Here is a 26,250-nt window from a genome sequence, read left to right on the forward strand (position 1 = left end):
ACGATCCTCGGAACGCCCTTGCACCCGGCTCATAACTAACATAAAGATATCTTTATGTCTGATGAGAGCCCGAGCATGGCCGGAACGATCCGGTTCGCCGATGCCCTCGGCGCCCTCCGGGCGGCCGCGGAGGAAACGCGGCTGCGCATCGTCGCCCTGCTGACCGGGGGGGAGCTTTCGGTGACCGATCTCACCGACATACTCGGCCAGTCGCAGCCGCGGATCTCGCGCCATCTCAAGCTCCTGGTGGAATCCGGCCTCGTCGAGCGCCACAAGGAGGGGGCCTGGGCGTTCTTTCGCCTGGCCGAGGACCGTGCCGGCCTGATCGAGCCGTTGATCTCCGGCCTCGACCGGGCGAGCCCGCCGCTGTCGGAGGACAAGGCGCGCCTCGATGCGGTGCGCGCCCAGCGCGCCGAGGCCGCCCAGAGCTTCTTCGCCCGCCTCGCGCCCAAATGGGACCGCCTGCGCTCGCTCCATGTGGCGGAAGCGGTGGTGGAGGCCGCGGTCCTCGAGGTGCTGGGGCCGCGTCCGATCCACAGCCTCATCGACCTCGGCACCGGCACGGGCCGCATGCTGTCGCTGCTGGGGGCGCGCGCCAAGCGCGCCACGGGCCTCGATTCCAGCCATGCCATGCTGTCCGTCGCCCGCGCCAACCTCGAGCGTGCCGGCCTGTCGCGGGTCGACCTGCGCCAGGGCGACATCCACGCCCCGCCCTTCGGCCGCGGTAGCTTCGACCTCGTGCTGGTGCATCAGGTGTTGCACTACCTCGACGACCCGACCCGCGCCCTGCGCGAGGCGGCACGGCTGGTGGCGCCGGGGGGGCGCCTCCTCGTGGTGGACTTCGCGTCCCACGACCACGAGTTCCTGCGCGAGACGCAGGCCCACCGCCGCCTCGGTTTTGCCGCCGAACAGGTATCGGGTTGGCTGGCCGACGCCGGGCTCGGATCGGTGGCGATTCGCCACCTCGTTCCCTCGGGTGAGGCCGGCGACCTCCTGACGGTGACCCTCTGGCTGGCCGCCGAGTCCCGATCCGCCATTTCGCCCGACGACATCTTGGCCAAAGACATTCTGCCCGAAGACCAGCTGGCCCTGACCGCGGCCTGATTTTTTCAAGCGACGCCGACGGCCCTGACCGACGATCGACGAAGAGGACGAACCGATGCCCAACGCCTCACAGCACCGCGCCAGCCGCGACGGCTACCTGCCGATCCGCGTCTCGATCGAGTTCTTCCCCCCGAAGACCGACGAGATGGAGAAGATCCTGTGGTCGTCGATCGAGCGCCTCGCTCCGCTGCAGCCGAAGTTCGTCTCGGTGACCTACGGCGCGGGCGGCTCCACCCGTGAGCGCACCCACAACACGGTGGCGCGCATGGTGAAGGAGACGGGCCTGAAGCCCGCCGCCCATCTCACCTGCGTCGACGCCAGCCGCGAGGAGATCGACGCCGTCGTGCAATCCTATTGGGATGCCGGCGTGCGCCACATCGTGGCCCTGCGCGGCGACCCGCAGGACGGCATCGGCACCGCCTACCGGCCGCATCCGGGCGGCTATGCGCAGACCTCCGACCTCGTCGCCGGCATCAAGCGCATCGGCGACTTCAAGGTCTCGGTCTCGGCCTACCCCGAGAAGCACCCCGAGGCTTCGTCGCTGGACGCCGACATCGACGCGTTGAAGGCCAAGGTCGATGCCGGCGCCGACCAGGCGATCACCCAGTTCTTCTTCGAGAACGACATCTACCTGCGCTATGTCGACAAGGTGCGCGCGGCCGGCATCGACATCCCGATCATCCCCGGCATCCTGCCGGTGCAGAATTTCAAGCAGTCGGCCAACTTCGCCCGCCGCACCGGCGCCTCGGTGCCGTATTGGCTGGCGGCCCGCTTCGAGGGCCTGGAGGACGACGTCGAGACGCGCCGCCTCGTGGCGGCCGCGGTGGCGGCCGAGCAGGTGCTCGACCTCGTCGACCGCGGCGTGAGCGACTTCCACTTCTATTCGATGAACCGTTCCGACCTCGTCTACGCCATCTGCCACCTGCTCGGCCTGCGTTCGCAGGGACCGAAGGTGGCGGTGCAGAAGGCGGCCGCCTAAAGTCGCGTGAGACCCGAGTTCGACGAACAAGGCGTATCTCCTCCCCACACGGGGGAGGGGAGATCCCACGACATCCGAGAGACCCCATGACCGATCTGCGCCCCGTCGACGGCACCGAAATCGAAGCGGCCCTGCGCCAGCGGGCGGCCGAGAAGATCCTCGTCCTCGACGGGGCGATGGGCACCGTGATCCAGCGCCTCGGCTACGGCGAGGCCGATTTTCGCGGGTCGCGCTTCCTCGACCATTCCCACGACCAGAAGGGCAACAACGACCTCCTGATCCTGACCCAGCCCGACGCGATCCGGCAGATCCACCTCGATTACTTCCTCGCCGGCGCCGACATGTGCGAGACGAACACGTTCTCGGGCACCACCATCGCCCAGGCCGACTACGGCATGGAATCGATCGTCCACGAGCTGAACCGGGACGGCGCGCGCCTCGCCCGCGAGGCCGCGGCCTTGGCCGAAGCTCAGGACGGCCGCCGCCGCTTCGTGGCCGGCGCCATCGGCCCGACCAACCGCACCCTGTCGATCTCGCCGGACGTGAACAATCCCGGCTACCGGGCCGTGACCTTCGACGAGGTCAAGACCGCCTATGCCGAACAGGTCCGCGGCCTGATCGAGGGCGGCGCCGAGCTCATCCTGATCGAGACGATCTTCGACACCCTCAACGCCAAGGCCGCCGTGGCGGCCACCTGGCAGGTGTTCGACGAACTCGGGCTCAAGCTCCCGATCATGATCTCGGGGACGATCACCGATCTTTCCGGCCGCACCCTGTCGGGCCAGACGCCGGAGGCGTTCTGGAACGCCCTGCGCCACTCGGCTCCGCTCACCATCGGCCTCAACTGCGCCCTCGGCGCGCGCGAGATGCGCGGCCACATCAGCGAATTGTCGCGCATCGCCGACACGCTGGTCTGCGCCTATCCGAACGCCGGCCTGCCCAACGAGTTCGGCCTCTACGACGAGAGCCCGGAGGCGATGGCCAAGCTCGTGGCCGAGTTCGCCGAGGGCGGCATCGTCAACATGGTCGGCGGCTGCTGCGGCACCACGCCGGACCACATCCGCGCCATCGCCCAGGCCGTGGCCGACAAGGCCCCGCGCAAGATCCCGCAGATCGCGCCGCTGATGCGCCTGTCGGGCCTGGAGCCGTTCACGCTGACGAAGGAGATCCCCTTCGTGAACGTCGGCGAGCGCACCAACGTCACCGGCTCGGCCAAGTTCAGGAAGCTCGTCACCGCCGGCGACTACGCCGCGGCGCTCGATGTCGCCCGCGACCAGGTCGCGGCGGGGGCCAGCATCATCGACATCAACATGGACGAGGGCCTGCTCGACTCAGAGAAGGCGATGGTCGAGTTCCTCAACCTCGTGGCGGCCGAGCCCGACATCGCCCGCGTGCCGGTGATGATCGATTCCTCGAAGTTCAACGTCATCGAAGCCGGGCTCAAGTGCGTCCAGGGCAAGGCGATCGTGAACTCGATCTCCATGAAGGAGGGGATCGAGAAGTTCGTCGCCGACGCCAAGATCTGCCGTTCCTACGGCGCGGCGGTCGTGGTGATGGCCTTCGACGAGCAGGGCCAGGCCGATACGCTGGAGCGCAAGGTCGAGATCTGCACCAAGGCCTACAAGGTGCTGACCGAGGAGATCGGCTTCCCGCCGGAAGACATCATCTTCGATCCCAACGTGTTCGCGGTCGCCACCGGCATCGAGGAGCACAACGGCTACGGCGTCGCCTTCATCGAGGCGACCCGGATCATCCGCCAGACGTTGCCCCACGCCCATATCTCGGGCGGCATCTCGAACCTGTCCTTCGCCTTCCGCGGCAACGAGCCCGTGCGCGAGGCGATGCACGCGGTGTTCCTCTACCACGCCATCCAGGCCGGCATGGACATGGGGATCGTGAACGCGGGCCAGCTCGCGATCTACGACGAGCTGCCGGCCGAACTGCGCGAACTCTGCGAGGACGTGGTCCTCGACCGCCGCGACGATTCGACCGACCGCCTGCTCGATGCGGCGGCGCGCTTCAAGTCCGGCGGCGGCGTCCAGGCGAAGACCGCCGACCTGTCGTGGCGCGAGGCGCCGGTGGAGAAGCGGCTGGAGCACGCGCTGGTCAACGGCATCTCCGAATACGTGGTCGCCGATACGGAAGAAGCGCGGCTCGGCGTGGCGCGCCCGCTCCACGTCATCGAGGGCCCGCTCATGGCCGGCATGAACGTGGTCGGCGACCTGTTCGGGTCCGGCAAGATGTTCCTGCCGCAGGTGGTGAAGTCCGCCCGTGTGATGAAGCAGGCCGTGGCCTATCTCGAACCGTTCATGGAGGCGGAGAAGCTCGCCAACGGCGGTGACGGCAAGCGCCAGGCTGCCGGCAAGATCCTGATGGCGACGGTGAAGGGCGACGTCCACGACATCGGCAAGAACATCGTCGGCGTCGTGCTCGCCTGCAACAACTACGAGATCATCGATCTCGGCGTGATGGTGCCGGCGGCCAAGATCCTCGACGTCGCCCGCAAGGAGAACGTCGACATCATCGGTTTGTCGGGCCTGATCACGCCTTCGCTCGACGAGATGGTGCATGTGGCCGCCGAGATGGAGCGCGAGGGCTTCGACGTGCCGCTCCTCATCGGCGGGGCCACCACCAGCCGCGTCCATACCGCGGTGAAGATCCACCCGTCCTACGCCCGCGGCCAGACCGTCTACGTCACCGACGCCAGCCGCGCCGTCGGCGTGGTGTCGAGCCTGTTGTCGAAGGAGACGCGGGACGCCACCATCGAGAAGACCCGGGCCGAGTACAAGAAGGTCGCCGACGCCCACGCGCGCTCCGAGCTCGACAAGCAGCGCCTGTCGCTCGCCAAGGCCCGCGCCAACCCGTTCAAGATCGACTGGTCCGGCTACGCGCCGGTGCGCCCGAGCTTCACCGGCACGCGGGTGTTCCGCACCTACGAGGTCGCCGACCTCGTACCCTACATCGACTGGACGCCGTTCCTGCAGACCTACGAGTTCAAGGGCCGCTATCCGGCGATCTTCGAGGACCCGAACCAGGGCCCGGCCGCCAAGGCCCTGTTCGACGACGCTCAAGGCATGCTCAAGCAGATCGTCGCGGAGCGCTGGTTCAACCCGAAGGCGATCCTCGGCTTCTGGCCGGCGAATGCCGTCGGTGACGACATCAGGCTCTACACCGGCGACAGCCGCAGCGAGACGCTCGCCACCTTCCACGGCCTTCGCCAGCAGCTGTCGAAGCGCGACGGGCGCGCCAACACCTGCCTCTCGGATTTCGTCGCGCCGCAGGGCTCGGGCGTGGCCGACTACGTCGGTGGCTTCGTCGTCACCGCCGGTCTCGAGGAGGTCCGCATCGCGGAGCGGTTCGAGCGGGCCAACGACGATTACCGCTCGATCCTGGTGAAGGCGCTCGCCGACCGCATCGCCGAGGCGCTCGCCGAGCGCATGCACGAACGGGTGCGCAAGGAGTTCTGGGGCTACGCGCCGCACGAAGCCTATGCGCCGGAAGACCTCTCGAAGGAGGAATACGACGGCATCCGCCCGGCGCCCGGCTATCCCTCGCAGCCCGACCATACGGAGAAGGTCACCCTGTTCGACCTCCTGCAGGCCGAGCCGCGTATCGGCGTAAAGCTCACCGAGAGCTACGCCATGTGGCCGGGCTCGTCGGTGTCGGGCCTCTACATCGCGCATCCGGAGGCGCATTACTTCGGCGTCGCCAAGGTCGAGCGCGACCAGGTCGAGGATTACGCGGCCCGCAAGGGCATGGACCTCGTCGCTGTGGAGCGCTGGCTCGGCCCGATCCTCAACTACGATCCGGCGCGCTACCTCGCCGTCGCCGCCGAGTAGGGCGGGACGGCCCGAGCCTCTCCTGCCATGTCTCTGGCGAGACATGGCAGGAGGCGCCCATGGGCGATATCGCGAAGGTCTTCTGGTCCGGCCGCTCCCAGGCGGTGCGGCTGCCCAAGGAATTCCGCTTCGACGCCGCCGCGGTGCGGATTCGGCGCGAGGGCGACGCCGTCATCCTCTAGCCGCTCGTCGAGGACGAATGGGCGTGGTTGAAAACCATCGGGCCGATCGATGACGATGTCATTGCGGCGATCGAGGAAGCCGTCCCGCAACAGGAGCGCCCGGAACTCGACACGGCGTTCGAGTGTAGTACCTCGTCGACACCAATGTCGTCATCGCTCTCCTGAAACCGCATCCGCGCGTCTCCGAGACGGTCCGGGGGATCGATCCCCGCGCGACATCTGTCTATCGGTCATCGTCGCGCATGAGCTTTTCTATGGGGCCTATCGCGCCGTCCGTACCGAGCGGGCGATCGAGCAGTTCGAACGCCTTCGCTTTCCGATCCTGGACCTCACGTCGGCCGCCGCCAAGCGAGCCGCGGAAATCCGCGCCGCGCTCGCCGCCTCCGGGACGCCCATCGGCCCTTGCGAGGTCCTGATCGCCGGCCAGGCCCTGCAGCGTGGCTTGGTGGTGGTCACGCGCAACACCCGCGAATTCTCGCGCGTCCCGGATCTTCCGGTGGAGAATTGCGAAGACGAAGCGGGGTAAGGTCCACCCGCTCGGGCTTGACCGGGGAAGCACGGCCGTTCCAATGCGGCGGGGATCGCGTGTGATGAGGCGGGTGTCGGTGATGGGGAAGCGGCTGGCGGTTCCGCTCGTCCTGGTGCTCGGTTCGGCGGTGAGCGGCTGCACCGGCTTCGCCTACATCTCGAAGACCTACGTCAGCCTGACGCCGCAGGTGGTGACGATCGGCTGCAACGACCCCTACGAGGTCTACGACCAGCGCCGGGCCCGGCGCATGCTGATCGTCTCCAACGGGCCGCGCGAGATCGCCGGCTGCGGCCTCGACGGCGAGTCGCCGGAGGCGAGCCGTCCCAAGCGGTTCCGGGCGGCGGCGCGGGCCTACCTCGACGAGACCGTGCGCGAGCAGTGCCGCATCACCGGCGAAATCGTCTTCACCGACCTCCAGACCGAGTTCGCCTACGCCTGCGCCGAGCCGATCGAGCCGCGCGGCACCACCGTGCCGCGCCTGCCCGGCCGCAGCCAGGTCGGCGTCCGGTAGCGGCGCTCAGTCCATCGTCGGCGGGCGGGGAAACGTCCGTTCCGCGGCGTCGCCGGCCGCGGCGAGGAGGGCGCGGGCGAGGTGGCGGGCCTCGACGGGGTCGAGCGACAGGATCGCCGTGAACGGCTGGCCGCCGAGATCCTTCAGGTCGAGGGCCAGTCGCACCCCATCCGCCGACGGCGCCACCGACAGGCTCCAGTCGCGTTCCGTCTGTGGCCCGGTCATGACGCCTCCCGCCCCGGCTCGTCCCGCCCGAAGCCGGACCTGAATGGACGATCCGGGCGGTTCTGTCGATCATCGCCCTTGCACGGTCCCTGCGCGATTGACCTCGGGTGCGTCGGCGGTGTTTGTGCGCCCGCGCGTGCCGCCGTCGCGGACGTTGAGGAGTGGCTGACGATGTCCGAGATCTGGTTCCGCACCGGCGAGGCGACGGTGCTCGCCGCCGAGGGTCAATTCACCGACGCGATGCCGGAGGTGCTGATCGGCTCCACCCGCGGGCCCGTCGGACACGCCTTCGCCGGCATGCTCGGACAGGTCCAGGGCCACACCCGCATGTTCGTGGTGCGCGACCTCAACCAGCTCGTGCGCCCGTCCACGATGATGACCACCAAGGTCACGATCCACACCGCCGAATACGCCGAGCTTCTCGGCGGCGTGGTTCAGGCGGCCACGGGCGACGCGATCGTCGACTGCGTGATCGAGGGCGTCCTGCCCAAGGACGGCCTCGACGAGTTGTGCATGATCATCACGATCTGGCTCGACGAGCGTTGCGGCAGCGACGAGAACCTCGACCGCAAGGATCTCTATCGCACCAACTACGAGGCGACGAAGCTCGCCATCGCCCGGGCGATGAAGGGCGAGCCGACGATCGACGAGCTGATCGCCAACCGCAAGACCGTGAAGCACTACGCCCTGGAAGACGTGATCGAGTACTGATCGTTCCGTCCCGCCCCGGCACCCTCGCGACGGTCCGTTTCGGGTCGGTGAGCGAAACCGAGCCGGTGTCGCAAGAGTGGTCGCCGGCTCTCGAGAGTGGTCGCCGGTTTTGCGTCGACGACCCGCGACAGACCATGGACCCGAGCAGGGTGAAGCGTCGGCCTGCCAGCCCGAACCGGCTCAGTTCGCCGGGGCGAGACGCTGGCCGGCCGTGCCGTAGCCTGCCGCCGCCGCCTTGCGGTTGACGACGCCCCGGCTCAGCGTCACCCGCTCGAGACTGTCGATGGCATCCAGGAGCTTGCGCAGCATCGGGTGCATCTCGTCGCCGTCCTCCGGATCCGACTCGGCGAGGTCGACGGCGGCGACGAGCACGCCGTCCCGCTCGTCCTCGATCCCCGGATCGCGCTCGACATGGCCGCGTACGGTGTCGTCGAAGGCTTTCGTCACCGCCCAGGGGAGGTCGTCCCCGCTGGTCGATCCGGGAAAGCCCATGGCCCGTCGGCGCGCATCCGCCGCCGCCTGCCTGACCATCCGCGCGAGTTCAGCCTCCATCCCGGTCCTGTCCCTGTTGCCGGCCGTGCCCACGCACGCTCCGGGCGTCCAACGCGTCGGATGCAACGCGCGATCCGCCGATGTCCATTCGGCCTGTCGTCCCTCGGACCCGTCCGCGCCCAGAATCGGCTAGCGGTGCCCGAATCACGAACATCGACGAGTTCACCTAGACCTCCTGCCACCCTGGAGGCACGACGATCGATGCGGCATTGCGGCAACAGTGCTTTTCATTCTCTGGCCGGCGGAACGACTTGGCGGTTTGCTGGGCGGATTGCATTGAATTTCACCAGATGTGTCCGCCCGTCGGGTTTGTCGCTTAAGAACCCACGGATACGCTGATCCCTCATCAGGAGATCGCACGACATCGCATTCCGGCTTCGGCGGGTTCGCGGGAGACGGCGACGCCCTGCCGACAACGGCCCGGCGACCAACGCGGGCGAGGGGATCTTGGGTATGCGCACCGTCACGAAACTGTCCCTGGCCGCCCTCTGCGGGCTCGGCCTCCCGCTCCCGGCGGTCGCCGCCGATCTCGCCGCCCCCAAGGTGATGCCGGTGGAGGCCAAGGCGCCCGACCCGCTGATCGGCTTCTCGTTCGGCTCGCGCTACCAGACCGACTATAATTTCCGCGGCGTGTCGCAGTCGAACCTGCAGGGCAGCTACCAGACCTTCTTCGAGGCACAGTTCCTCAACAACTTCGCCTACGCCGGTTTCGCCACCTACCAGACCCGCCTGCCGACCAGGCCGGACATGGAGTTCGATCTCGTCGCCGGTATTCGGCCGACGTTCGGCAAGCTCGCCTTCGATCTCGGTATCCTGTATTACTTCTATCCGAACGAGACGCGCCTGTTCAACGCCGACGGGATCACGCCGTTCACCACCGCCAACACCGATTATTACGAGGCCGCCGGCAAGGTGCTCTACACGGCCACCGATGCGTTGACGCTGGGCGCCAACGTGTTCTTCTCGCCCAACTTCCTCGGCACCCACGCCAACAGCACCTACGCCTCCGGCACCGCCGCCTACCTGCTGCCGGCCACCCTGTTCCCGTTCCTGCCCGAGGCCTATGCCGGCGGCTTCTCGCTCTCCAGCGAAGTCGGCTATTTCTTCCTCGGCAGCGCCAAGAGTTCCGCCACCGGTGCCTTCGGCAGCACCGCGCCGGGCCGTTTCCCGTCGTTCAACCTGCCGAGCTACCTCTACGGCAACGTCGGCCTGTCCTACACCTACAAGAACATCACCCTCGACGTGCGCTACCACGACACCGACCTCGACAAGCGCCAGTGCGCGGCGCTCACGGGCGACTTCCGCCAGTTGACCAACGGCGGCACCTCGAAGTGGTGCGGCGAGGCGGTGATCGGCTCGATCACCTTCCAGACCTCCACCGCCGCGCCCGGCATCTACGCCGAGCCCGGCGGCCTCCTGAACCTGTTTCGGTAAGCCGATCGCATCGGACCGGAAGGTGGTTGCCGGCTTTCGCAGACATCGGATGCGCGAAGGAAGGGGTCGGCGGATCGCGTGAGCGGACGCCGGCTCTTCAGAACCAGATCGCCTGATCGAGACCGCGCCCATCGCGGTCCTCCGCCGCCGGCAGGCGTTCGGCGCTGCCGGCGGCGATCCGGCGGGCGCTCCACAGGGCGGCACAGGCATCCAGGAAATCGTCCGGGCCGATGCGTGGCGTCGCGCAGGGCGCACGACGCACGAAGGCTTCGGGAAAGCCCGATGCCGCGAGCGCATCCGTCCGTGCGAGGGCGCCTGCCGCCGACTTCTTGCCGTCAGCCATCGGCGTGCGACCGTTCATCGCCCAGAACGAGAGTTCGGGATGGACCTCCCGGACCGTGTCCTGGCGTTCCGGCGTCATCGCCGCATCGGCCTGCCTGAGCTTGTCGGCGAGGCCCCAGGCCTGGGCGCCGACGCCGATCCCACCGTGCGCCCGGTTCAAGGCATCGGCCCCGGCCCGGTTCGCGCCCGCCAGGGCGATGCGTCCGACAGCGGAGAACACGCTGGCGCCTCTCCGGCCGAGCAGCCGCCGCGCGGCCGCATCGCAGGCCCGGCCGCCGGCAAGCGTGACCTCCGGCAGGCCGATGGGGATATCGACGGCGACGACCGAGGGGCGCTCGGCCAGATCGAGCAAGCCGGCGAAGGTCGGCACGATGCGGACGCGCAGTTCCCCGGTGTCGAGGTCCTGCAGCACCACGCACCACCGGCTCTTGAACCCGTCCGCGCCCGCGATCCACGCCATCGTTCAGGCCAGCCAGGCCCGCAGCCGGCGCACCGCTTCCTCGCAATCGTCCCGCGACCCGGCGAACGAGAAGCGGACGTGATGCCCGCCCTCGACGGGGTCGAAATCGAGGCCCGGCGTCGCCGCCACGCCGGCCTCCGCCAGCATGCGCCGGCAGAAGGCGGAGGCGTCGTCGGCCAGCGGCGACACGTCGGCGTAGAGGTAGAAGGCGCCGTCGGCCGGATGGATGCGGCCGAGGCCGAGCCCCGGCAGGGCGTCGAGGAGCAGGCTGCGGTTGGCCGCGTAGCCGGCCCGGGTCGCCTCGACCTCCTCGTGCGCGTCGAAGGCGGCCGTTGCCGCCACCTGCGACAGGTAGGGCGGCGAGATGAAGAGGTTCTGCGCCAGGCGCTCGACCGGCCGGACCAGCGCCTCGGGCACCACCATCCAGCCGATGCGCCAGCCGGTCATCGACCAGGTCTTCGAGAACGAGTTGATGATCACCGCGTCCGGTTCGCTCCGCAGCGCGGTGTCGGTGGGAAGGCCGTAGGACAGGCCGTGGTAGATCTCGTCGGAGATGAAGGGGATGCCGAGGTCCCGCGCGGTCCGGCCGAGTTCGGCCAGCCTGTCGGGGGCGATCACCGTGCCGGTCGGGTTGGCCGGGCTCATCACCAGGAGGCCCGAGAGCGCGCCCGTCGCGTGGAGCGCGCGCACGTCGGCGCCGGTGGGTGCGAAGCGGTTCTCGGCGCGCAGGCGCAACGGCACCGGGTCGATGTCGAGCGCGCGCAGGATGTTGCGATAGGCCGGATAGCCGGGCTCGGGCACCGCCACCCGTGCGCCGGCGTCGAACAGGGCGAGAAAGGCGAGGACGAAGCCCGCCGAGGATCCCGTCGTCACGACGACGCGCCCGGGCGCCACCGTCACGCCGTGGGTGTCGCGGTAATGCCGGGCGATGCGCTCGCGCAGGGCCGGCAGGCCGAGGGCCTCGGTGTAGGGCAGCTGCCCCGTCTCGAGGGCCCCGCGGGCGGCGGCGATCACCGCCCGCGGGGCCGGTCCCGAGGGCTGGCCGACCTCCATGTGGACGACGTGCGCGCCCGACCGTTCCCGTGCGGCGGCGGCGCTCATGACGTCCATGGCGAGGAACGGCGCCACGGTGGCGGCGCGGCGGGAGAGGTGGGATACCGTCATGGTGCAGCTATCGCGCCATTCGCGCGACGATCCAAGCACCCGCGGCGTATCCCGCGCCGTTCGCGCGGAGCTGCGATGGCCGGGCGCGCGGACGGCAAGGTGATTTGACCGGGCGCCGCGAAAACGCCTAACCCCGGCACTACCGACGCATCCAAAGGCGGGGCGCCACGCCACCTGCCGCGACCAGAAGCCGAGGACACATGACGCTGCCCCGTTCCCTCATCGCCGCCTTCGTCGCCGGCCCGCTCGTCCTCGCCGCCTCCGCGGCATCGGCCCAGACGACGCCGCAGGCCGGGACGAGCGTCTTCAACGACGGCCAGCGCCAGGCCATCGAGGCGATCATCAAGGACTACCTCGTCAAGAATCCGGACGTGCTGCAGGAGGCCATCGCCGAGGGCGAGCGTCGCGCCCAGGAGACCCAGAAGCTCGCGCAGGGCGCGGCTCTCAAGGAGTCCCGCGAAGCCCTCGTCAATTCGCCCCACAGCGTCGTGGCCGGCAATCCCAACGGCGACGTCACCCTGGTCGAGTTCTTCGACTACAACTGCGGCTATTGCCGCAAGGCGCTGACCGACATCCAGGCGCTGATCAAGTCGGACCCCAAGCTGCGCGTCGTCCTCAAGGACTTCCCCGTGCTCGGCGCCGAATCGCTGGAGGCGAGCAAGATCTCGCTGGCCGCCAAGCAGCAGCTGAAGGGCGACAAGCTGTTCGAGTTCCACACCAAGCTCCTGGAGAGCAAGGGCCGGGTGACCGCCGAGAAGGCGATGGCGGTGGCCAAGGAGATGGGCCTCGACGTCGCCCGTCTCGCCAAGGACGCGCAGGGGGCCGAGGTGAAGGCCGCGCTCGCCGAGAACGTGGGCCTGGGCGACAAGCTCGGCCTCTCGGGCACGCCCGCCTTCGTCATCGGCGACGAGATCATCCCCGGCGCCGTCGGCATCGAGCCGATCCGCAAGACCATCGCCGACGTGCGCCAGTGCGGCCACGCGAGCTGCTGATCCCCGCTCGCTCCGCGGCGGGGCCGGCCTTTCCGGCCCGCGCCCGCCTCACCGATCCACGCCGGGACCGCCCGGCGTGGCGGCGCCAGTCCGCCCGACCGCTCCTGAACGCGACGTCATGATCCCGATCCACGTCCTCAACGGACCCAACCTCAATCTGCTCGGCACGCGCGAGCCCGGGATCTACGGCAGCGCTACCCTCGCCGACATCGAGCGTGACCTGCGCCTGCGCGCCGACGCGCTCGGGGTCGCGCTCGGCTTCCACCAGACCAACTGCGAAGGCGATCTCGTCGGCCTGGTCCAGGCCGCCGGCCGGGCCGGCGCCGGGGTTCTCATCAACGCGGCCGCCTACACCCACACGTCGATCGCCCTTCGCGACGCCATCGCCGGCAGCGGCGTCGTCGCCGTCGAGGTGCATCTCTCCAACGTCCACGCCCGCGAGGCCTTCCGGCACGTCTCGCTGATCGCCCCCGTCTGCGCCGGGGTGATCTGCGGGTTCGGCCCCCATAGCTATGCGCTGGGCCTCGACGCCCTGGCGCACATCATCGCGGCGCGCGCCGCCGCCTCCCCCACTCTCGCCTGAGTCCAAGACCGACCCGATGTCCAAGAACGATCCCTTCGACCCCGAGCTCGTTCGCGTGCTCGCCCATCTCGTCACCGAGACCGACCTCACCGAGATCGAGATCGAGAAAGGCGACCTGCGCATCCGCGTGGTCCGCCGGATCGAGCCGGTCCAGGTCCAGGTCGCCGCGCCGGCACCCGTGGCCCTCGCCCCCGCGCCGCCCCCGCCGCCCCTGGCAGGGCCGGGTGCCGAGCGCTCCAAGCCGGCGGCCGCGCATCCGGGTGCGCTCCCGTCGCCGATGGTGGGCACCGCCTATCGGCGGCCGTCGCCGGACGCCAAGGCCTTCGTCGACGTCGGCTCGGTGGTCGCCGCGGGCGAGAAGCTGCTGCTCATCGAAGCGATGAAGACCTTCAACGAGATCGTCGCGCCGCGCGCCGGCACCGTCACCGCGATCTTCGTCGAGGACGGCCAGCCGGTCGAGTTCGGCGAGCCGCTCCTCGTGATCGAGTGACGGGCGCCCACATGTTCGAGAAAATCCTGATCGCCAACCGGGGCGAGATCGCCCTGCGGATCCTGAGGGCGGCCAAGGAGCTCGGTATCGCCACGGTGGCCGTGCATTCCACCGCCGATGCCGATGCCATGCATGTGCGCCTGGCCGACGAGAGCGTCTGCATCGGGCCGCCGTCCGCCCGCGACAGCTACCTCAACATCCCCTCCATCATCGCGGCCTGCGAGATCACCGGGGCGGACGCGGTCCATCCGGGCTACGGCTTCCTCTCCGAGAACGCGCGCTTCGCCGAGGTGCTGGCCCACCACGGCATCGGCTTCATCGGGCCGAAGGCCGAGCATATCCGCATCATGGGTGACAAGATCGAGGCCAAGCGCACGGCCAAGCGCCTCGGCATCCCCTGCGTGCCGGGTTCCGAGGGCGGCATCACCGACACCGACGAGGCCAAGCGGGTCGCCGCCGAGATCGGCTATCCCGTCCTCGTCAAGGCGGCCTCCGGCGGCGGCGGTCGCGGCATGAAGGTGGCGCAATCGGAGGCCGAACTCGAGGAGGCCCTGAACCTCGCCCGCACCGAGGCCAAGGCCGCCTTCGGCGACGACGCGGTCTACCTCGAGAAGTATCTGACGACGCCGCGCCACATCGAGGTGCAGGTGCTGGGCGACGGGCAGGGCAACGCCGTGCATCTGGCCGAGCGCGACTGCTCCTTGCAGCGCCGCCACCAGAAGGTCTGGGAGGAGGGCGGCTCGCCCGTGATCGACGCGGGCGTGCGCGAAGAGATCGGCGGCATCTGCGCCCGCGCGATGCAGGAACTGCGCTACCTCGGCGCCGGCACCGTCGAGTTCCTCTACGAGGACGGGCGCTTCTACTTCATCGAGATGAACACCCGCATCCAGGTCGAGCATCCGGTGACCGAGATGATCACCGGCATCGATCTCGTCAACGAACAGATCCGGGTGGCGGCCGGGCTGCCGCTCTCGGTGACGCAGGACGACATCTCGGTCTCCGGCCACGCCATCGAATGCCGAATCAACGCCGAGCACCCGGCCACCTTCCGGCCCTCGCCCGGCCTGATCACCTATTTCCATCCCCCGGGCGGCCTCGGGGTCAGGGTCGATTCGGCGGTGTTCCAGGGCTACCGCATCCCACCGCACTACGATTCGCTCATCGGCAAGCTCATCGTCCATGGGCGGACCCGCAACGAGTGCCTGATGCGCCTGCGTCGGGCGCTGGACGAGTTCGTGGTGGACGGGGTCGATACCACGCTGCCCCTGTTCCGCACCCTCGTGCGCAATGCCGAGGTGCAGGCCGGGGCCTACGACATCCACTGGCTCGAGCGTTTTCTGGAAGAAGGCGGCCTCGACGCGCAGACGGCCGGCTGATCGGCTCGGGGCGCGGCCGATCCAAGGTCAGGCCCCTGGGTCGTCAAGGCTTTCCGTGCCCGGGAACTCCACGCGGGACGATGCAATCAGGTCTCCGGCGAGTTTCGCACTTCGTGGGGTCTTTCAGGCGGAGCGCGATCTTGACGCCGACGCCCGATGTTCTGTCACGGGGGGAACAACGGCCCTGCCGGGATCGTTCTTGCCGCGATGCCACAGGGGAAACGCTGTCGTGCGTTTCAGGGTGGCCCGTTCGACCGTTAAGGACCCTACCGATGCGTCTGACTTCTTTCGTGATCGCTTCTGCCCTCGTTGCGGCGACCCCGGTCCTCGCCCAGTCGCCCTCGGGCAACGTGAGCCAGCCTGAGCGGGCGGTTCCGCAGGCCGGCAGCACCACCCGCGGTCCGATCGACAATCCCTCGACCCGTGGCATGGCCCCCAATCCGGACGCGGCGCCTGTCGCTCCCGGTGCGGCCGGCATGGGTGCCGCCGATTCCGCCAAGGGCGGCAACGCCGACCAGAACAACCGCACCGTCCCCAACACCGGCAACACCTCGGGCGGCCCGGCTCGCTGAGCCGAATCGCTCTCGATCATCGACGGGTGAAGGGCCGGCTCCGAGAGGGGCCGGCCCTTTCGCGTTCCGGCGTCTGGTGCAAACCGAGCTCTGATCCGTAGCCCGATCCGCGGTCGGGCGAGGAGACTGGCGGGTCGGGGCGCCGGCGCTCGCGAGTCGCGAATCGGGAACCCCTGCGGCGGGCATCGGTTGACCCTGCACAACCCCGGATCGAGAGGAGGTAATCCATGGCCAACCCAGGCCTACCGATCCCAGAGCCCCTGCCCGGCGGCATCCCCGGCGACCTGCCGATGCCACCGCCCCCCGACCAGGACCCCGACATCGGGCCGACCGGCCCCCGGTCTCCCTACCCGGTGGACGACCCCGGCATTGGCGAACCCGGCGGCCCCGGTTCCGAGCCGGACTACCTGCCCGGCGGTCCGACAGATCCCGGCGTGAGAATGTAGGCGCGCGTCAATGGTCCCCGTGCGAGGCGCGAACGTCGCGCGGGGCACTCAGAATCTCCGAGAGGCTCGTCGCGACGTGACGGGCTTCTTCGTCCGTCAGGCGCAGTTGAAAAGGCGGCAGCGCACCCGCTTGCAGGGCGACGACGGCTTGGCCCTTGTCGTCGGTCCCCACCTCGATCACCGACGAGGTCACCTCGAGCATGGCGATGTCCTCGTCGCTCAGGTCCTCGATCGTGTCGGCGTCGTCCGGTTCGTCGATGGCGGTGAGGAGATGGCCGACAGCCCGCACCAGGGCGCGGGCCGCCCGCGCGTCCATCACTACGGCGGTCGATTGCTCGTCCTTCTGGAAGGAGAGCTGGATGTTCGCGCCTTCGAGGGAAACCGAAATACCCGCCATGGATCGCCTAACTGCCTGGGGCCGAACTCTTATATGCACAGCCGGGCGCGAAGAACACAGGGGCCGGTTGCGGGGTTTCGGGGGGCTGCGGCAGCGGATGCAGGCGAAACGCCTTGTTGCCGCCGCATCCTCAGCCTAAGTAGTGGGTAGCGGGCCGAGGTCGAGCGGTCGCCTGTCTCAGCCGGCGTGTGAGACCTTAGCTGTACCCGCAGGACTGAAAATACCCTGGCGTGCGACGCTCAGCGATGAGCCACCACGGTGGGGACGTGAACGATACGAGGTTTTATTCGTGAATACCGGCACTGTTAAGTGGTTCAACGAGACCAAGGGCTACGGCTTCATTCAGCCGGATGACGGCGGCAAGGATGTGTTCGTTCACATCTCCGCAGTCGAGCGGGCTGGCATGCGCAACCTCGTCGAGGGCCAGAAGATCTCCTACGAGATCCAGACGGACAAGCGCAGCGGCAAGGATTCGGCTGGAAACCTCCAGGCGGCCTGACGCCCCTCCGACGTCGTGCCCATCGGGCTGGCGTCACCACGCCGGATGATAAGACCGGTCTCCGCTTTCCGACGACCTTCTCCCGTGGGAGATCGTTGCCGGATGGCACATACGACAGACGATATCCAAGCAAATCTGGAGCGAGTCGCCCGAGGGCGACCTCCTAGGACACCTGAAAGCCAACACACAACAACATGCTGTTCGAATACACCCGCCAGCGCGGAGCGCGTTCGCCCGTGACCGATGCGGTTACCTTCAAAGTGGCCCGGCTGAAACAGGCGCGGACCGGTGACGTGAAAAGCCTGAACGATGGCGCCGTCGACCTCACCGATCGGATCGATCGGTCCTACAACTATCATTCGCCTCGTGAACTGCGGTGGCATCTGGCCGAGCGTTTCGGGCTCGCTCCTTCCGCGATCGCCCTGCGCGAAAGCGTCCGGGCCTGATCGACGGGACGCCCGACGGACGGTGATGTCACCGTCCGTGCAGGCTCGGCCCTAAAAGCTTAGCCCGATGCGTAGCGACCGATCCTTCACGATACGATAGCAACGACCATCGCCGCCGCACCGCAAAGTGTGGCGGTTTTCATATGCGCCGGCCGAAGGCGTCGACCACGGCGTGACGCAGGCCGCCGCAGACCGCGACCAGCTCGCCGTGGACGGGATCCGGGCGGTTGTAGGCGGTCGGGGTGCCGCCGGGGTCCGTGACAGCGCCACCCGCCTCGGTGAGAAGCAGATCGGCGGCCGCAAGGTCCCAATCACGGGCATCCGACGAGACAAGCCCGACGTCGATCGAGCCTTCCGCGACCCGCGCGATGCGCAGCGCCAGCGACGGCACGCGGTCGACCTGCACCATCGGCGGCTTCACGCCGTCCCGTGTCCCGCCCCGTGCCAGCCGCTCGATCATCGGCTTGGGTCCGGTGACCCGGGCGCCGGCGAGGTCCGCCTGCGCCGAGGCCGCGATCGGAGTGCCGTTGCAGGTGGCGCCACCCCCCGCCACCGCTTCGTAGAACCGGTCCGGTACCGGCGCGTGGACGAAGCCCAGCACAGGTACGCCGCCGGCCAGGAGCGCCACGGCGATCGACCAGTCGGGATGGCCGGACAGGAAGGCCCGGGTGCCGTCGATGGGATCGACGATCCAGACCAGATCGCTGCCGAGGCGCACGGCATCGTCGGCGGTCTCCTCGGAAAGCCAGGCCGCCTCCGGCAGCAGGCCGCTCAGCCTGATCTTGAGGAAGGTGTCCACGGCGACATCGGCCTCCGTCACCGGCGATCCCCCGGCTTTCGACCAGATCCGTGCCCGTGTCTGGCCGCCCGCCTGGAAGAACGGCAGGGCGAGATCGGCCGCCTCGCGGATCGTCTCGCGCAGCGCCGGCAGCAAGGCCCGAGCGGCGTCGGGGGACATCGAGGCGGACATGCGGCTCCGGGGACTGATCGGGGTGGGGCTGAAGGGCTTTTCGTGAACGGCCGAAGACCGGTCACGACGTGACTCGGGGCGGCTACCGTCGCGTTGTAGGGCGGCGCCAGGGACGCCACAAGGATCGCAGGCGCCGCGGGTGCCTTCCCGTTTCGCGGATCGAGGCAAGGAACCGTTGAGCATTCCGGCCGCTTTCACCCCGGCCACGATCGCTTAACTGTCGCTCTTAAGGAGGACAGAGGAGTTGCGAGGTCAATGTTCTTGTCATGACGCACAGCCCGACTGTGCCCGGCACGAGCTAGAAGGCAATACTCGCGATGAAGACTTTCGCAACCATCTCCGCCGGCGCCCAGGCCGGAATCGTCCAGGACGATGTGGCGCCGCTCGCCCACGATGCGGTGGTCTCGCGGCTGCCGATGTTCGGGCGGATCTGCGGTGGCGCCACGCCCGCCGGCATCGCCCTCAGCTTCGCCGCGGGCGATGCCGAGACCTGCGGCGAGGATCGCTTCGCCCTGCTGATCGTCGATGCCGCCGGCGCCACCCTCAGCCGCCTCGGCCCGTTCGACGAGGACGACGTGGTGGCGCTGTGGCGCGACGTGTCGGCGAAATCGGGCCTGCCGCGGATGATCGTCCGCGAGGACGGCGAACTCGCCACGGTGTCGCGCCAGATCGGCCCGGTCGCCCTCGGGGCCACCAAGGCGCGTCGCCGCCACGGGTTCCTCACCAACCGGCGCCCCCGCTTCCTCGTGCGGCGCAAGACCGGCCAGCTTCCCGTGCGCCCGCTCATCCACCGCGGCGAATCGGAGATCGTCGGCGGCGCGCTGTCTTGAGGTCGGGTGAAGGTTAGAGAAGACCCTGCCAGGCCGCATCGGCGGCGAGGCCGGCAAACAGGATCAGGCCGGCATCGCGGTTGGATCGGAAGAGGCTCAGGGCTCCGTGCCCGTCGCGTGCGCGCAGACGCCGGACCTGCCATCCGAGATGGGCGGCGAACAGGCCGACGCCCAGCGCCCCGACCATGCCCATGCCCGCCTGCCAGCCGGCGGCGAAGACGAGGGCCGCAGCCGCGCCGTAGCACAGGCCCACGGCCAGCCTGACCCGCTCGCCGAAGAACCGCGCCGAAGACCGGATGCCGGCGATCTCGTCGTCCTCGATGTCCTGCAGGGCGTAGATCGTGTCGTAGCCGATCACCCAGGCGACGGTGCCGCCGTAGAGCAGGAGCGCGGGGGCCTGGAGCCCACCGAACAGGGCGACCCAGCCCATCAGCGCGCCCCAGGAGAACGCCAGCCCGAGGACGAGCTGCGGCATCGGCATGACGCGCTTCATGAACGGATAGATCGCCACCGGCACCAGCGAGGCCACGCCCACCGCGATGGCGACGGCGTTGAACTGCACCAGCACGGCGAGGCCGACGAGGGCCTGCACCACCAGGAAGACGGCGGCCTGTCGCGCCCGGACCTGCCCGGAGGGGAGAGGGCGGTTGCGGGTGCGCGCGACCTGCGCGTCGAGGTCGCGGTCGGCGATGTCGTTGTAGGTGGATCCGGCCCCGCGCATGGCGATGGCGCCCACGAGGAACAGGACCAGGTGCCAGGGATCGGGCAGGGCACGCCCCGCTGCGATCGCCGCGAGCGCCGAGGACCACCAGCACGGCAGCAGCAGCAGCCACCAGCCGATCGGCCGGTCGATCCGCGCCAGACGCAGGTAGGGCCGCGCCGGGCGTGGCGCCCGGCGATCGACCCAATGCCCGCTCACCGCATCGGCGACGCGGTCTTCGACGACCGGCGGGGCTGTCACGCCGGCAGGCTCAGAGGGCGCCCTGCGGCATCTTCAGGCTGCCGGTGAGGCCGGGGCCGCCGAGCAGGCCGCCACCGCCGCCGCCGTTCTGAGCCTGGGCGCGGGCCTGGGCCTCCATCTTGGTGGCCTGGGCGGCGACGTTGCACACCTTGGTGCGGATGCCGACGACCTTGGTGTGATCGGCCTTGAAGCCCTCGGCGAACGAATCGGGGATCGAGCACCACTCCTTGTTGGCCGAGATCCACTTCAGGCCTTCGGTACCGTTGGACTGGAGCTTGCCGAACAGGGCGCAGGCGGCCTGCGGCGTCATCTTCACCTTGGCCGACGAGGCCACGTTGGCCTTGGCCACGAGGTCCTTGCGGGCCTGCAGCGTCTTCTGGATCTCGCCGCACTCGGCGCTCTGGGCCAGGGCGGGACCGGCGGCCGCGAGACCGCCGAGCAGTGCCGTCATCGCCACGGCGATACGCATGAAAGACATTTCAAGACCTCCCTCTCCTCGCCCGGCTCGAGGGCGACATGCCCGAGCCCGAGCGACCTCGCCGTCGCGACACCATCGGTCGCGGGCGGCTCGTCCGCTGCGACGACCTCGATCGGCGCCCGTTTCCGCATAGGAATGTGGCGTCTTTCGAGCTGCAAAGGATCGCGGCGTCGGCCTTGTGGGCAAAGACGCGAAATCCGCTCGGTGTTGTATTTATGCAATGCCGCGTTCCGCGCCGCGCCGCACGGCCGTTGACAGGGCTCGGGCAACCGCGCGACCAAGCGCGCCATGGCCGCCTACGACTTCACCGCGCCCCGCCTCTACATCGACCGGCCGCTGTCGGCGGATGCGGTTCTGCCCCTGGACAGGGCGCAGGCGAACTATCTCCTCACCGTCATGCGCCGGGTGCCGACGGACCCGGTGCTGGTGTTCAACGGCCGCGACGGCGAGTGGCGCGCCGAGATCGCACAGACCGGCCGCAAGAGCGCCGACCTGCACCTGCGCGAGCGGTTGCGGCCGCAGCCGGCGGCCGCGGACCTGCATTACCTGTTCGCGCCCCTCAAGACGGCGAGGCTCGACTACCTCGCCCAGAAGGCCGTGGAGATGGGGGCCGGCACCATCCGCCCGGTCTTCACCCGCCATACCCAGGGCGAGACCATCAACGCCGACCGCCTGCGCGCCAACGCCATCGAGGCCGCCGAGCAATGCGGCATCCTCGCCATTCCCGACCTGCCGCCGGCGGTGCGCCTGCCCGCGGCCCTCGCCGACCTCGCCCCGGACCGGCTCCTGGTGTTCTGCGACGAGGACGCGCCGATCGCCGATCCCATCGCCGCCCTGAGGGCGGCGGCCGATCCCGCCGCGCCGCCGCCGCTGGCGGTGCTGATCGGCCCCGAGGGCGGCTTCTCGCGGGAGGAGCGCGACCTGGTCTCGGCGCGGCCCAACACCGTGGCCCTGTCGCTGGGGCCGCGTATCCTGCGGGCCGATACCGCCGCCGTGGTGGCACTCGCGCTGGTGCAGTCGGTGCTCGGCGACACACGCTGATGCCACGGCGCGTTGTCCGCCCTTGCCCGCTGGACTAAGGAGCCCACATCGGCCGTGGCGGTTCCGCCCCGATCCGGCGCGCCTTCCTGCAAGGGGACGGTCCGTCCTCTTTTTTCCGCCGTACTTTTTTCGTGAGGCAGCGCATGGCGCGCGATACGTCCGACACCACGCCGCTCACCACGCGTGACGAACTCGTCGCGTGGTTTGCGGCCGGCGAGAAGCCGCGTTCGCAGTTCGCCATCGGCACCGAACACGAGAAGATCCCCTTCTACCGCGCCGACAACCGCCCGGTGCCCTACGAGGGGACACGCGGCATCCGCGCCCTCCTCGAAGGCGTCGCCCGTCGCACGGGCTGGGAGGCGATCGAGGATGCCGGCCATCTCATCGGCCTGGCCGGCGCGGAGGGCGGCGCGATCTCGCTGGAGCCCGGCGGCCAGTTCGAGCTGTCGGGCGCACCGGTGCCCGACGTTCACGGCACCATGGCCGAACTCGGCGCCCATCTCGACGCCGTGGCCGCGGTGGCCGAGCCCATGGGAATCGGCTTCCTCGACCTCGGCATGAGCCCGAAGTGGACACGGGCCGAGACGCCGGTGATGCCCAAGAGCCGCTACCGCATCATGGCCGCCTACATGCCCAAGGTCGGCACGCTCGGCCTCGACATGATGCTGCGCACCGCCACCGTGCAGGTGAACCTCGATTTCTCGTCCGAGGCCGACATGGCCACCAAGATGCGGGTGGCCCTCGCCCTGCAGCCGGTGGCGACGGCGCTGTTTGCCAATTCACCGTTCGCCGACGGGCGGCCCAACGGTTTCCTCTCCCGCCGCTCCGAGATCTGGCGCCATACCGACGGCGACCGCACCGGCATGCTGCCGCGCGCCTTCGAGGCGGGCTTCGGTTACGACGCCTACGTCGAGTGGTTGCTCGACATGCCGATGTATTTCGTCAAGCGCGGCGAGACCTATCACGACGTTTCGGGCGCCTCCTTCCGCGACCTGATGGCGGGGCGGCTCGCCACCCTTCCGGGCGAATACGCCACGGTATCGGACTGGGCCAACCACGCCTCCACGGCCTTCCCGGAGGTGCGGCTGAAGCGCTTCATCGAGATGCGCGGGGCGGACGTCGGCGGTCCGGCGATGATCGCCGCGCAGGCGGCCTTCTGGGCCGGTCTGCTCTACGACGCCGACGCCCTCGCCGACGCATGGGAGCTGGTGCGGGAGTGGACGTCGGCGGAGCGCGATTCCCTGCGCGCCACCGTGCCGCGCCTCGGGCTCGCGGCCACCGTGGGCGGCCGCAGCGTCGGTGCGGTCGCCGCCGAAGCACTGGCCATCGCACGGCGCGGGCTGTCGGCGCGCGGTCGCCGCGACGGGACCGGCCGCGACGAGTGCGTCTATCTGCGCCCCCTGGAGGAGATCGTCGCAGCCGGGCGATCCCTCGCCGAAGAGCGCCTGGCCCTCTTCGAGGGCGAATGGCAGAGGTCCGTCGAACCCGCCTTCCGAACCTGCACGTTCTGAGCGCCGCCTGCCCGGGGCCTCCCGGGCGAGCCGCGGGCATTTCTCGGGCGAGCCGCGCGCGTTTCTCGGGCAAGCCGCGCGCATCCGATGACGGCGTGTCCACACGCACGCATGGAACTCATCCGTTCGGCTATGGTTCATCTTGCCTGTTGCAGAAACAGCATACTTCAAGAGATGGAGATTTTCCGCATGTCGCGCATCATGTCTCTCGCCCTCGCCGGAACGACCGCCGTCGCCATGACCGCCGGGTCCTTCACCCCGTCGCAGGCCACGCCGCTGGCCGCAGTGAACGCCAACCAGATCGCCGGTCAGCCGGCCCATGTCGAGGAGGTCCGCTATCGCGGCGGCGGCTACTACGGCGGTGGCTACGGTCGCGGTTACGGCCGTCGCGGTGTCGGCGTCGGCGGCGCCCTGGCGGCCGGTGCCGCCCTCGGCATCATCGGTGGCGCCCTCGCCGCCAGCGCCGCTCCCCGTTACGGCTACTACGACCGCGGTTACGGCTACGGCGGTGGTTACGGTGGCGGCTACGGCTACGGCGGTGGTTACGGCTATGCCCGCCCGGTCTACGGCTACGGCTACGCCCGTCCGGTCTACGGCTACCCGGCCTACGGCTACGGCTACTGACCGTAACGACCGACCCTCGAGACAGGCCCCGCCGGCGCGACCGCCCGGCGGGGCTTTTTCATGAGATGACCAGTGTTCGGTTGACAATGTCGGACGATCTCGTCGAACTCGATCTCACCGGCCTGAAGTGCCCGCTGCCGGTGCTCCAGACCCGCCGTGCCCTGCGCCGGCTGTCCCCCGGACGAACCCTCGCCGTCGTCTGCACCGATCCGCTAGCGGCGATCGATATTCCCCACCTCGTGCGGGAGGAGGGTGACGTCCTCGAAGGTCAGGGCCGGCACGGCGAGGCCATCCGCTTCACGATCCGCCGGGGAACGCGGGTTTTCGCGCCCGAGTGACGGCCGTTCGCCCTACGCCGGTGCACCGAACCGGTACGCCTGCCTCAATCGTGCTCCATCTCGTCTGGTACCCGGCCTTTGGAGCCGGGAGCGTCGCCGCGGGCGACGGTCGTCCGGCCGGGAAAGGACAGCATGGCACCGGTGATCCGCGGCACCCGTATTCTGCACGATGGCTGGAGCCGGTTCCTCGTGGCCGAGATCACCCTCGAGGACGGAAGCCGGATCAAGCGCGAGATCGAAGACCACGGTCGTGCCGTCGCCGTGCTGCCCTACGATCCGGTGCGCCGGGTGGCCCTGCTCGCGGAACAGTTCAGGCCGGCCGCCTTCTTCGCCGCCGGAATTCCCTCCCTCCTCGAGGTGCCCGCCGGCCTCCTCGACGAGCCCGACCCGGAGGAGGGCGCACGGCGGGAGGCGAGCGAGGAGGTCGGCGTGACGCTGCGCGACCTCGAGCACGTCACCTGCGGCTGGAGCATGCCGGGGATCTCCACCGAACAGATGGACTTCTACCTCGCTCCCTACGGCGCCGCCGACCGGCACGGGGAGGGCGGCGGCCTCTCCGAGGAGCAGGAGACGATCACCGTCCACGAGATCGCCCTGTCGACCCTGGCGGCGATGAGCGACCGGGGCGAACTCACCGACCTCAAGACCCTGATGCTGGTCCTGACCCTGCGGGTACGCCATCCCGACCTGTTCGCCGCCTGACGCGGGCCGCGATCACAGGTTCGAGGAGACGCGGTCCGCCTTGGGGCGCATCGGTCCCGGAGGATCGCTTCGTCCGTCGGAGAACTCCGTCCCGATCAGCGCCAGGAAACGCCAGGAGCGGACGAAGTACCGGTGGAACAGGCGCCGGGGATCGTGGGCGAACCGGTACAGCCATTCGAGCCCGTTGCGCTGCATGAACACCGGCGCCCGGGTCTGCAGCCCCGCCGCGACGCTCAAGGCGTCGCCCACCGCGACGACCAGGGGAGCCCCGAGCGCCGTCCCGTGCTGGTCGACCCAGATCTCGGAACGCGGCGCGCCCACCGCCATCACGAGGAGCGTGGTGCCATGGGCCTTCACGCGCTGGGCGAGATCGGCCCCGTAGACGGCGTCCCGCTCGAAGCCGGTTGGCGGGACCGCCACGGCCACGGCGTCCGGCGTGCCGCCATCCCTCAGGATCCTGGCCCTGGCGGCGTCGGCCACCCGGTCGCTGGCACAGACGACGAAGACCCGGCGCTGCGGCGTCCAGGGTTCGCCCAGGGCCTCGGCGAGAATGTCGTGGCCGGTGACGCGGCGGGCGTCTCGCTGCCCCCGCAGGAGCGCCAGCCAAACGAGCGGCATCCCGTCGAGGGTCCGCGCCGCGGCGCCGTCATAGGCGCGGCGGAAGGCGGCGTTCTCGGACAGGCTGATGATGTGGTCCATGTTGGCGGTTACGACGAGGCGCGGCCGGCCGTGGTCGGCAGCCGCGGCGGCGGCGAGCACCTCCCGCGCGCTCCCCTTCGTGAAGTCGAGACCGAACAGTTTCAGGCCCATTCATTCGATCCTACCGCGCCGCACGCATCCGCCGTCGACGTTGCGGGGCGCGCGCCCAGCCATACCGACTTCCATCCAGGGCCCCAACACCATCGACGCCGCCGGGAATACGGAATGCCCGTTGCGAACATCGGGCCACTGCGGCGCGTCGC

31 protein-coding genes are annotated in these 26,250 nt (G+C 69.5%); 22 read left to right on the forward strand and 9 right to left on the reverse strand.

What is annotated here, in order from left to right; translation table 11 throughout:
* Nucleotides 1-75 precede the first annotated feature (75 nt).
* The 6 genes from ASG40_RS15480 to ASG40_RS15500 all read left to right on the forward strand — a co-directional run bounded on the left by ASG40_RS15480 (nucleotide 76) and on the right by ASG40_RS15500 (nucleotide 7,144).
* A complete protein-coding gene (locus tag ASG40_RS15480) occupies nucleotides 76-1,104 on the forward strand; it encodes an ArsR/SmtB family transcription factor (RefSeq protein ID WP_443136623.1) in 1,029 nt (342 codons plus the stop codon).
* Between the two features lie 55 nt (nucleotides 1,105-1,159).
* The gene (gene metF / locus ASG40_RS15485; protein WP_055887715.1) at nucleotides 1,160-2,083 is read left to right on the forward strand and encodes a methylenetetrahydrofolate reductase [NAD(P)H]; all 924 of its coding nucleotides are present in this window, start codon (nucleotides 1,160-1,162) and stop codon (nucleotides 2,081-2,083) included.
* 86 nt (nucleotides 2,084-2,169) lie between these two features.
* On the forward strand, nucleotides 2,170-5,922 hold the full coding sequence (gene metH, locus ASG40_RS15490) for a methionine synthase (protein ID WP_055887718.1): 3,753 nt from the start codon (nucleotides 2,170-2,172) through the stop codon (nucleotides 5,920-5,922).
* 59 nt (nucleotides 5,923-5,981) lie between these two features.
* Nucleotides 5,982-6,104, forward strand: a complete 123-nt coding sequence (locus tag ASG40_RS20740) for an AbrB/MazE/SpoVT family DNA-binding domain-containing protein (RefSeq protein WP_082524103.1) — start codon at nucleotides 5,982-5,984, stop codon at nucleotides 6,102-6,104.
* A gap of 49 nt (nucleotides 6,105-6,153) precedes the next feature.
* Nucleotides 6,154-6,630, forward strand: coding sequence for a PIN domain-containing protein (locus ASG40_RS20745; RefSeq protein WP_244480636.1), 477 nt, complete (start codon nucleotides 6,154-6,156; stop codon nucleotides 6,628-6,630).
* 73 nt (nucleotides 6,631-6,703) lie between these two features.
* Nucleotides 6,704-7,144 (forward strand): hypothetical protein, encoded by a 441-nt coding sequence (locus ASG40_RS15500; protein ID WP_443136625.1) that lies wholly within the window; start codon nucleotides 6,704-6,706, stop codon nucleotides 7,142-7,144.
* A 6-nt stretch (nucleotides 7,145-7,150) separates the two neighbouring features.
* On the opposite strand, the gene ASG40_RS15505 is transcribed toward ASG40_RS15500, so the two are convergent.
* Entirely contained in the window at nucleotides 7,151-7,369 is a 219-nt protein-coding gene (locus tag ASG40_RS15505) for a hypothetical protein (protein WP_055887732.1), read from the reverse strand.
* A gap of 171 nt (nucleotides 7,370-7,540) precedes the next feature.
* Here ASG40_RS15505 and fae point away from each other — a divergent pair, with 171 nt between their 5' ends.
* Nucleotides 7,541-8,080: a formaldehyde-activating enzyme gene (fae, locus tag ASG40_RS15510; RefSeq protein ID WP_055887735.1), complete on the forward strand. Its 540-nt coding sequence runs from the start codon at nucleotides 7,541-7,543 to the stop codon at nucleotides 8,078-8,080.
* 180 nt (nucleotides 8,081-8,260) lie between these two features.
* Here the strand turns inward: fae and ASG40_RS15515 are convergent, their stop codons facing one another.
* Nucleotides 8,261-8,632 carry a hypothetical protein gene (locus ASG40_RS15515; RefSeq protein WP_055887738.1) on the reverse strand — a complete coding sequence of 124 codons (372 nt, stop codon included), beginning with the start codon at nucleotides 8,630-8,632 and terminating at the stop codon, nucleotides 8,261-8,263.
* 453 nt (nucleotides 8,633-9,085) lie between these two features.
* Here ASG40_RS15515 and ASG40_RS15520 point away from each other — a divergent pair, with 453 nt between their 5' ends.
* The gene (locus ASG40_RS15520; protein WP_082524104.1) at nucleotides 9,086-10,066 is read left to right on the forward strand and encodes a TorF family putative porin; all 981 of its coding nucleotides are present in this window, start codon (nucleotides 9,086-9,088) and stop codon (nucleotides 10,064-10,066) included.
* Between the two features lie 97 nt (nucleotides 10,067-10,163).
* On the opposite strand, the gene ASG40_RS15525 is transcribed toward ASG40_RS15520, so the two are convergent.
* Nucleotides 10,164-10,868 (reverse strand): DUF429 domain-containing protein, encoded by a 705-nt coding sequence (locus ASG40_RS15525; RefSeq protein WP_055887741.1) that lies wholly within the window; start codon nucleotides 10,866-10,868, stop codon nucleotides 10,164-10,166.
* A 3-nt stretch (nucleotides 10,869-10,871) separates the two neighbouring features.
* Nucleotides 10,872-12,032 (reverse strand): pyridoxal phosphate-dependent aminotransferase, encoded by a 1,161-nt coding sequence (locus ASG40_RS15530; protein ID WP_055887743.1) that lies wholly within the window; start codon nucleotides 12,030-12,032, stop codon nucleotides 10,872-10,874.
* Nucleotides 12,033-12,232: 200 nt separating this feature from the next.
* Between ASG40_RS15530 and ASG40_RS15535 the strand changes: the two genes are divergently transcribed.
* The 6 genes from ASG40_RS15535 to ASG40_RS20750 all read left to right on the forward strand — a co-directional run bounded on the left by ASG40_RS15535 (nucleotide 12,233) and on the right by ASG40_RS20750 (nucleotide 16,491).
* Nucleotides 12,233-13,024, forward strand: a complete 792-nt coding sequence (locus ASG40_RS15535) for a DsbA family protein (RefSeq protein WP_055887746.1) — start codon at nucleotides 12,233-12,235, stop codon at nucleotides 13,022-13,024.
* A gap of 118 nt (nucleotides 13,025-13,142) precedes the next feature.
* Complete coding sequence (gene aroQ / locus ASG40_RS15540) at nucleotides 13,143-13,607, forward strand: type II 3-dehydroquinate dehydratase (protein ID WP_055887748.1); 465 nt, start codon at nucleotides 13,143-13,145, stop codon at nucleotides 13,605-13,607.
* A 16-nt stretch (nucleotides 13,608-13,623) separates the two neighbouring features.
* Nucleotides 13,624-14,097, forward strand: coding sequence for an acetyl-CoA carboxylase biotin carboxyl carrier protein (gene accB, locus ASG40_RS15545; RefSeq protein ID WP_055887751.1), 474 nt, complete (start codon nucleotides 13,624-13,626; stop codon nucleotides 14,095-14,097).
* Nucleotides 14,098-14,108: 11 nt separating this feature from the next.
* Nucleotides 14,109-15,473: an acetyl-CoA carboxylase biotin carboxylase subunit gene (gene accC / locus ASG40_RS15550; protein ID WP_055887754.1), complete on the forward strand. Its 1,365-nt coding sequence runs from the start codon at nucleotides 14,109-14,111 to the stop codon at nucleotides 15,471-15,473.
* Between the two features lie 272 nt (nucleotides 15,474-15,745).
* Complete coding sequence (locus tag ASG40_RS15555; protein WP_055887757.1) at nucleotides 15,746-16,045, forward strand: hypothetical protein; 300 nt, start codon at nucleotides 15,746-15,748, stop codon at nucleotides 16,043-16,045.
* A gap of 227 nt (nucleotides 16,046-16,272) precedes the next feature.
* Nucleotides 16,273-16,491 carry a hypothetical protein gene (locus tag ASG40_RS20750; protein ID WP_056409316.1) on the forward strand — a complete coding sequence of 73 codons (219 nt, stop codon included), beginning with the start codon at nucleotides 16,273-16,275 and terminating at the stop codon, nucleotides 16,489-16,491.
* A 7-nt stretch (nucleotides 16,492-16,498) separates the two neighbouring features.
* On the opposite strand, the gene ASG40_RS15560 is transcribed toward ASG40_RS20750, so the two are convergent.
* Nucleotides 16,499-16,888: a hypothetical protein gene (locus ASG40_RS15560; RefSeq protein WP_055887760.1), complete on the reverse strand. Its 390-nt coding sequence runs from the start codon at nucleotides 16,886-16,888 to the stop codon at nucleotides 16,499-16,501.
* A gap of 289 nt (nucleotides 16,889-17,177) precedes the next feature.
* Here ASG40_RS15560 and ASG40_RS15565 point away from each other — a divergent pair, with 289 nt between their 5' ends.
* Both ASG40_RS15565 and ASG40_RS15570 read left to right on the forward strand, forming a co-directional pair.
* Nucleotides 17,178-17,387 (forward strand): cold-shock protein, encoded by a 210-nt coding sequence (locus ASG40_RS15565; RefSeq protein WP_055887763.1) that lies wholly within the window; start codon nucleotides 17,178-17,180, stop codon nucleotides 17,385-17,387.
* Nucleotides 17,388-17,581: 194 nt separating this feature from the next.
* On the forward strand, nucleotides 17,582-17,833 hold the full coding sequence (locus tag ASG40_RS15570) for a hypothetical protein (protein ID WP_055887766.1): 252 nt from the start codon (nucleotides 17,582-17,584) through the stop codon (nucleotides 17,831-17,833).
* Between the two features lie 139 nt (nucleotides 17,834-17,972).
* On the opposite strand, the gene ASG40_RS15575 is transcribed toward ASG40_RS15570, so the two are convergent.
* The gene (locus ASG40_RS15575) at nucleotides 17,973-18,803 is read right to left on the reverse strand and encodes a 3'(2'),5'-bisphosphate nucleotidase CysQ (protein WP_082524105.1); all 831 of its coding nucleotides are present in this window, start codon (nucleotides 18,801-18,803) and stop codon (nucleotides 17,973-17,975) included.
* 317 nt (nucleotides 18,804-19,120) lie between these two features.
* Between ASG40_RS15575 and ASG40_RS15580 the strand changes: the two genes are divergently transcribed.
* The gene (locus ASG40_RS15580) at nucleotides 19,121-19,633 is read left to right on the forward strand and encodes a DUF6101 family protein (protein WP_055887769.1); all 513 of its coding nucleotides are present in this window, start codon (nucleotides 19,121-19,123) and stop codon (nucleotides 19,631-19,633) included.
* A 13-nt stretch (nucleotides 19,634-19,646) separates the two neighbouring features.
* Here the strand turns inward: ASG40_RS15580 and ubiA are convergent, their stop codons facing one another.
* Together ubiA and ASG40_RS15590 are read right to left on the reverse strand one after the other, a co-directional pair.
* The gene (ubiA, locus tag ASG40_RS15585; RefSeq protein WP_055887772.1) at nucleotides 19,647-20,594 is read right to left on the reverse strand and encodes a 4-hydroxybenzoate octaprenyltransferase; all 948 of its coding nucleotides are present in this window, start codon (nucleotides 20,592-20,594) and stop codon (nucleotides 19,647-19,649) included.
* Nucleotides 20,595-20,604: 10 nt separating this feature from the next.
* A complete protein-coding gene (locus tag ASG40_RS15590; protein WP_443136626.1) occupies nucleotides 20,605-21,045 on the reverse strand; it encodes a hypothetical protein in 441 nt (146 codons plus the stop codon).
* Nucleotides 21,046-21,360: 315 nt separating this feature from the next.
* Between ASG40_RS15590 and ASG40_RS15595 the strand changes: the two genes are divergently transcribed.
* From ASG40_RS15595 to ASG40_RS15615, 5 genes are all read left to right on the forward strand, one after another.
* Nucleotides 21,361-22,113, forward strand: coding sequence for a 16S rRNA (uracil(1498)-N(3))-methyltransferase (locus ASG40_RS15595; protein ID WP_055887776.1), 753 nt, complete (start codon nucleotides 21,361-21,363; stop codon nucleotides 22,111-22,113).
* Between the two features lie 143 nt (nucleotides 22,114-22,256).
* The gene (locus ASG40_RS15600) at nucleotides 22,257-23,624 is read left to right on the forward strand and encodes a glutamate--cysteine ligase (protein WP_055887778.1); all 1,368 of its coding nucleotides are present in this window, start codon (nucleotides 22,257-22,259) and stop codon (nucleotides 23,622-23,624) included.
* A 189-nt stretch (nucleotides 23,625-23,813) separates the two neighbouring features.
* A complete protein-coding gene (locus tag ASG40_RS15605) occupies nucleotides 23,814-24,248 on the forward strand; it encodes a hypothetical protein (RefSeq protein WP_055888091.1) in 435 nt (144 codons plus the stop codon).
* A gap of 86 nt (nucleotides 24,249-24,334) precedes the next feature.
* On the forward strand, nucleotides 24,335-24,586 hold the full coding sequence (locus ASG40_RS15610; RefSeq protein ID WP_055887781.1) for a sulfurtransferase TusA family protein: 252 nt from the start codon (nucleotides 24,335-24,337) through the stop codon (nucleotides 24,584-24,586).
* A gap of 132 nt (nucleotides 24,587-24,718) precedes the next feature.
* Nucleotides 24,719-25,288, forward strand: coding sequence for an NUDIX domain-containing protein (locus tag ASG40_RS15615; RefSeq protein WP_055887784.1), 570 nt, complete (start codon nucleotides 24,719-24,721; stop codon nucleotides 25,286-25,288).
* A gap of 12 nt (nucleotides 25,289-25,300) precedes the next feature.
* Here the strand turns inward: ASG40_RS15615 and ASG40_RS15620 are convergent, their stop codons facing one another.
* Complete coding sequence (locus ASG40_RS15620; RefSeq protein ID WP_082494453.1) at nucleotides 25,301-26,098, reverse strand: WecB/TagA/CpsF family glycosyltransferase; 798 nt, start codon at nucleotides 26,096-26,098, stop codon at nucleotides 25,301-25,303.
* Between the last annotated feature and the right edge of the window lie 152 nt (nucleotides 26,099-26,250).

Origin of the sequence: Methylobacterium sp. Leaf399 (assembly GCF_001424525.1) — a bacterium.
GTDB lineage: Bacteria > Pseudomonadota > Alphaproteobacteria > Rhizobiales > Beijerinckiaceae > Methylobacterium.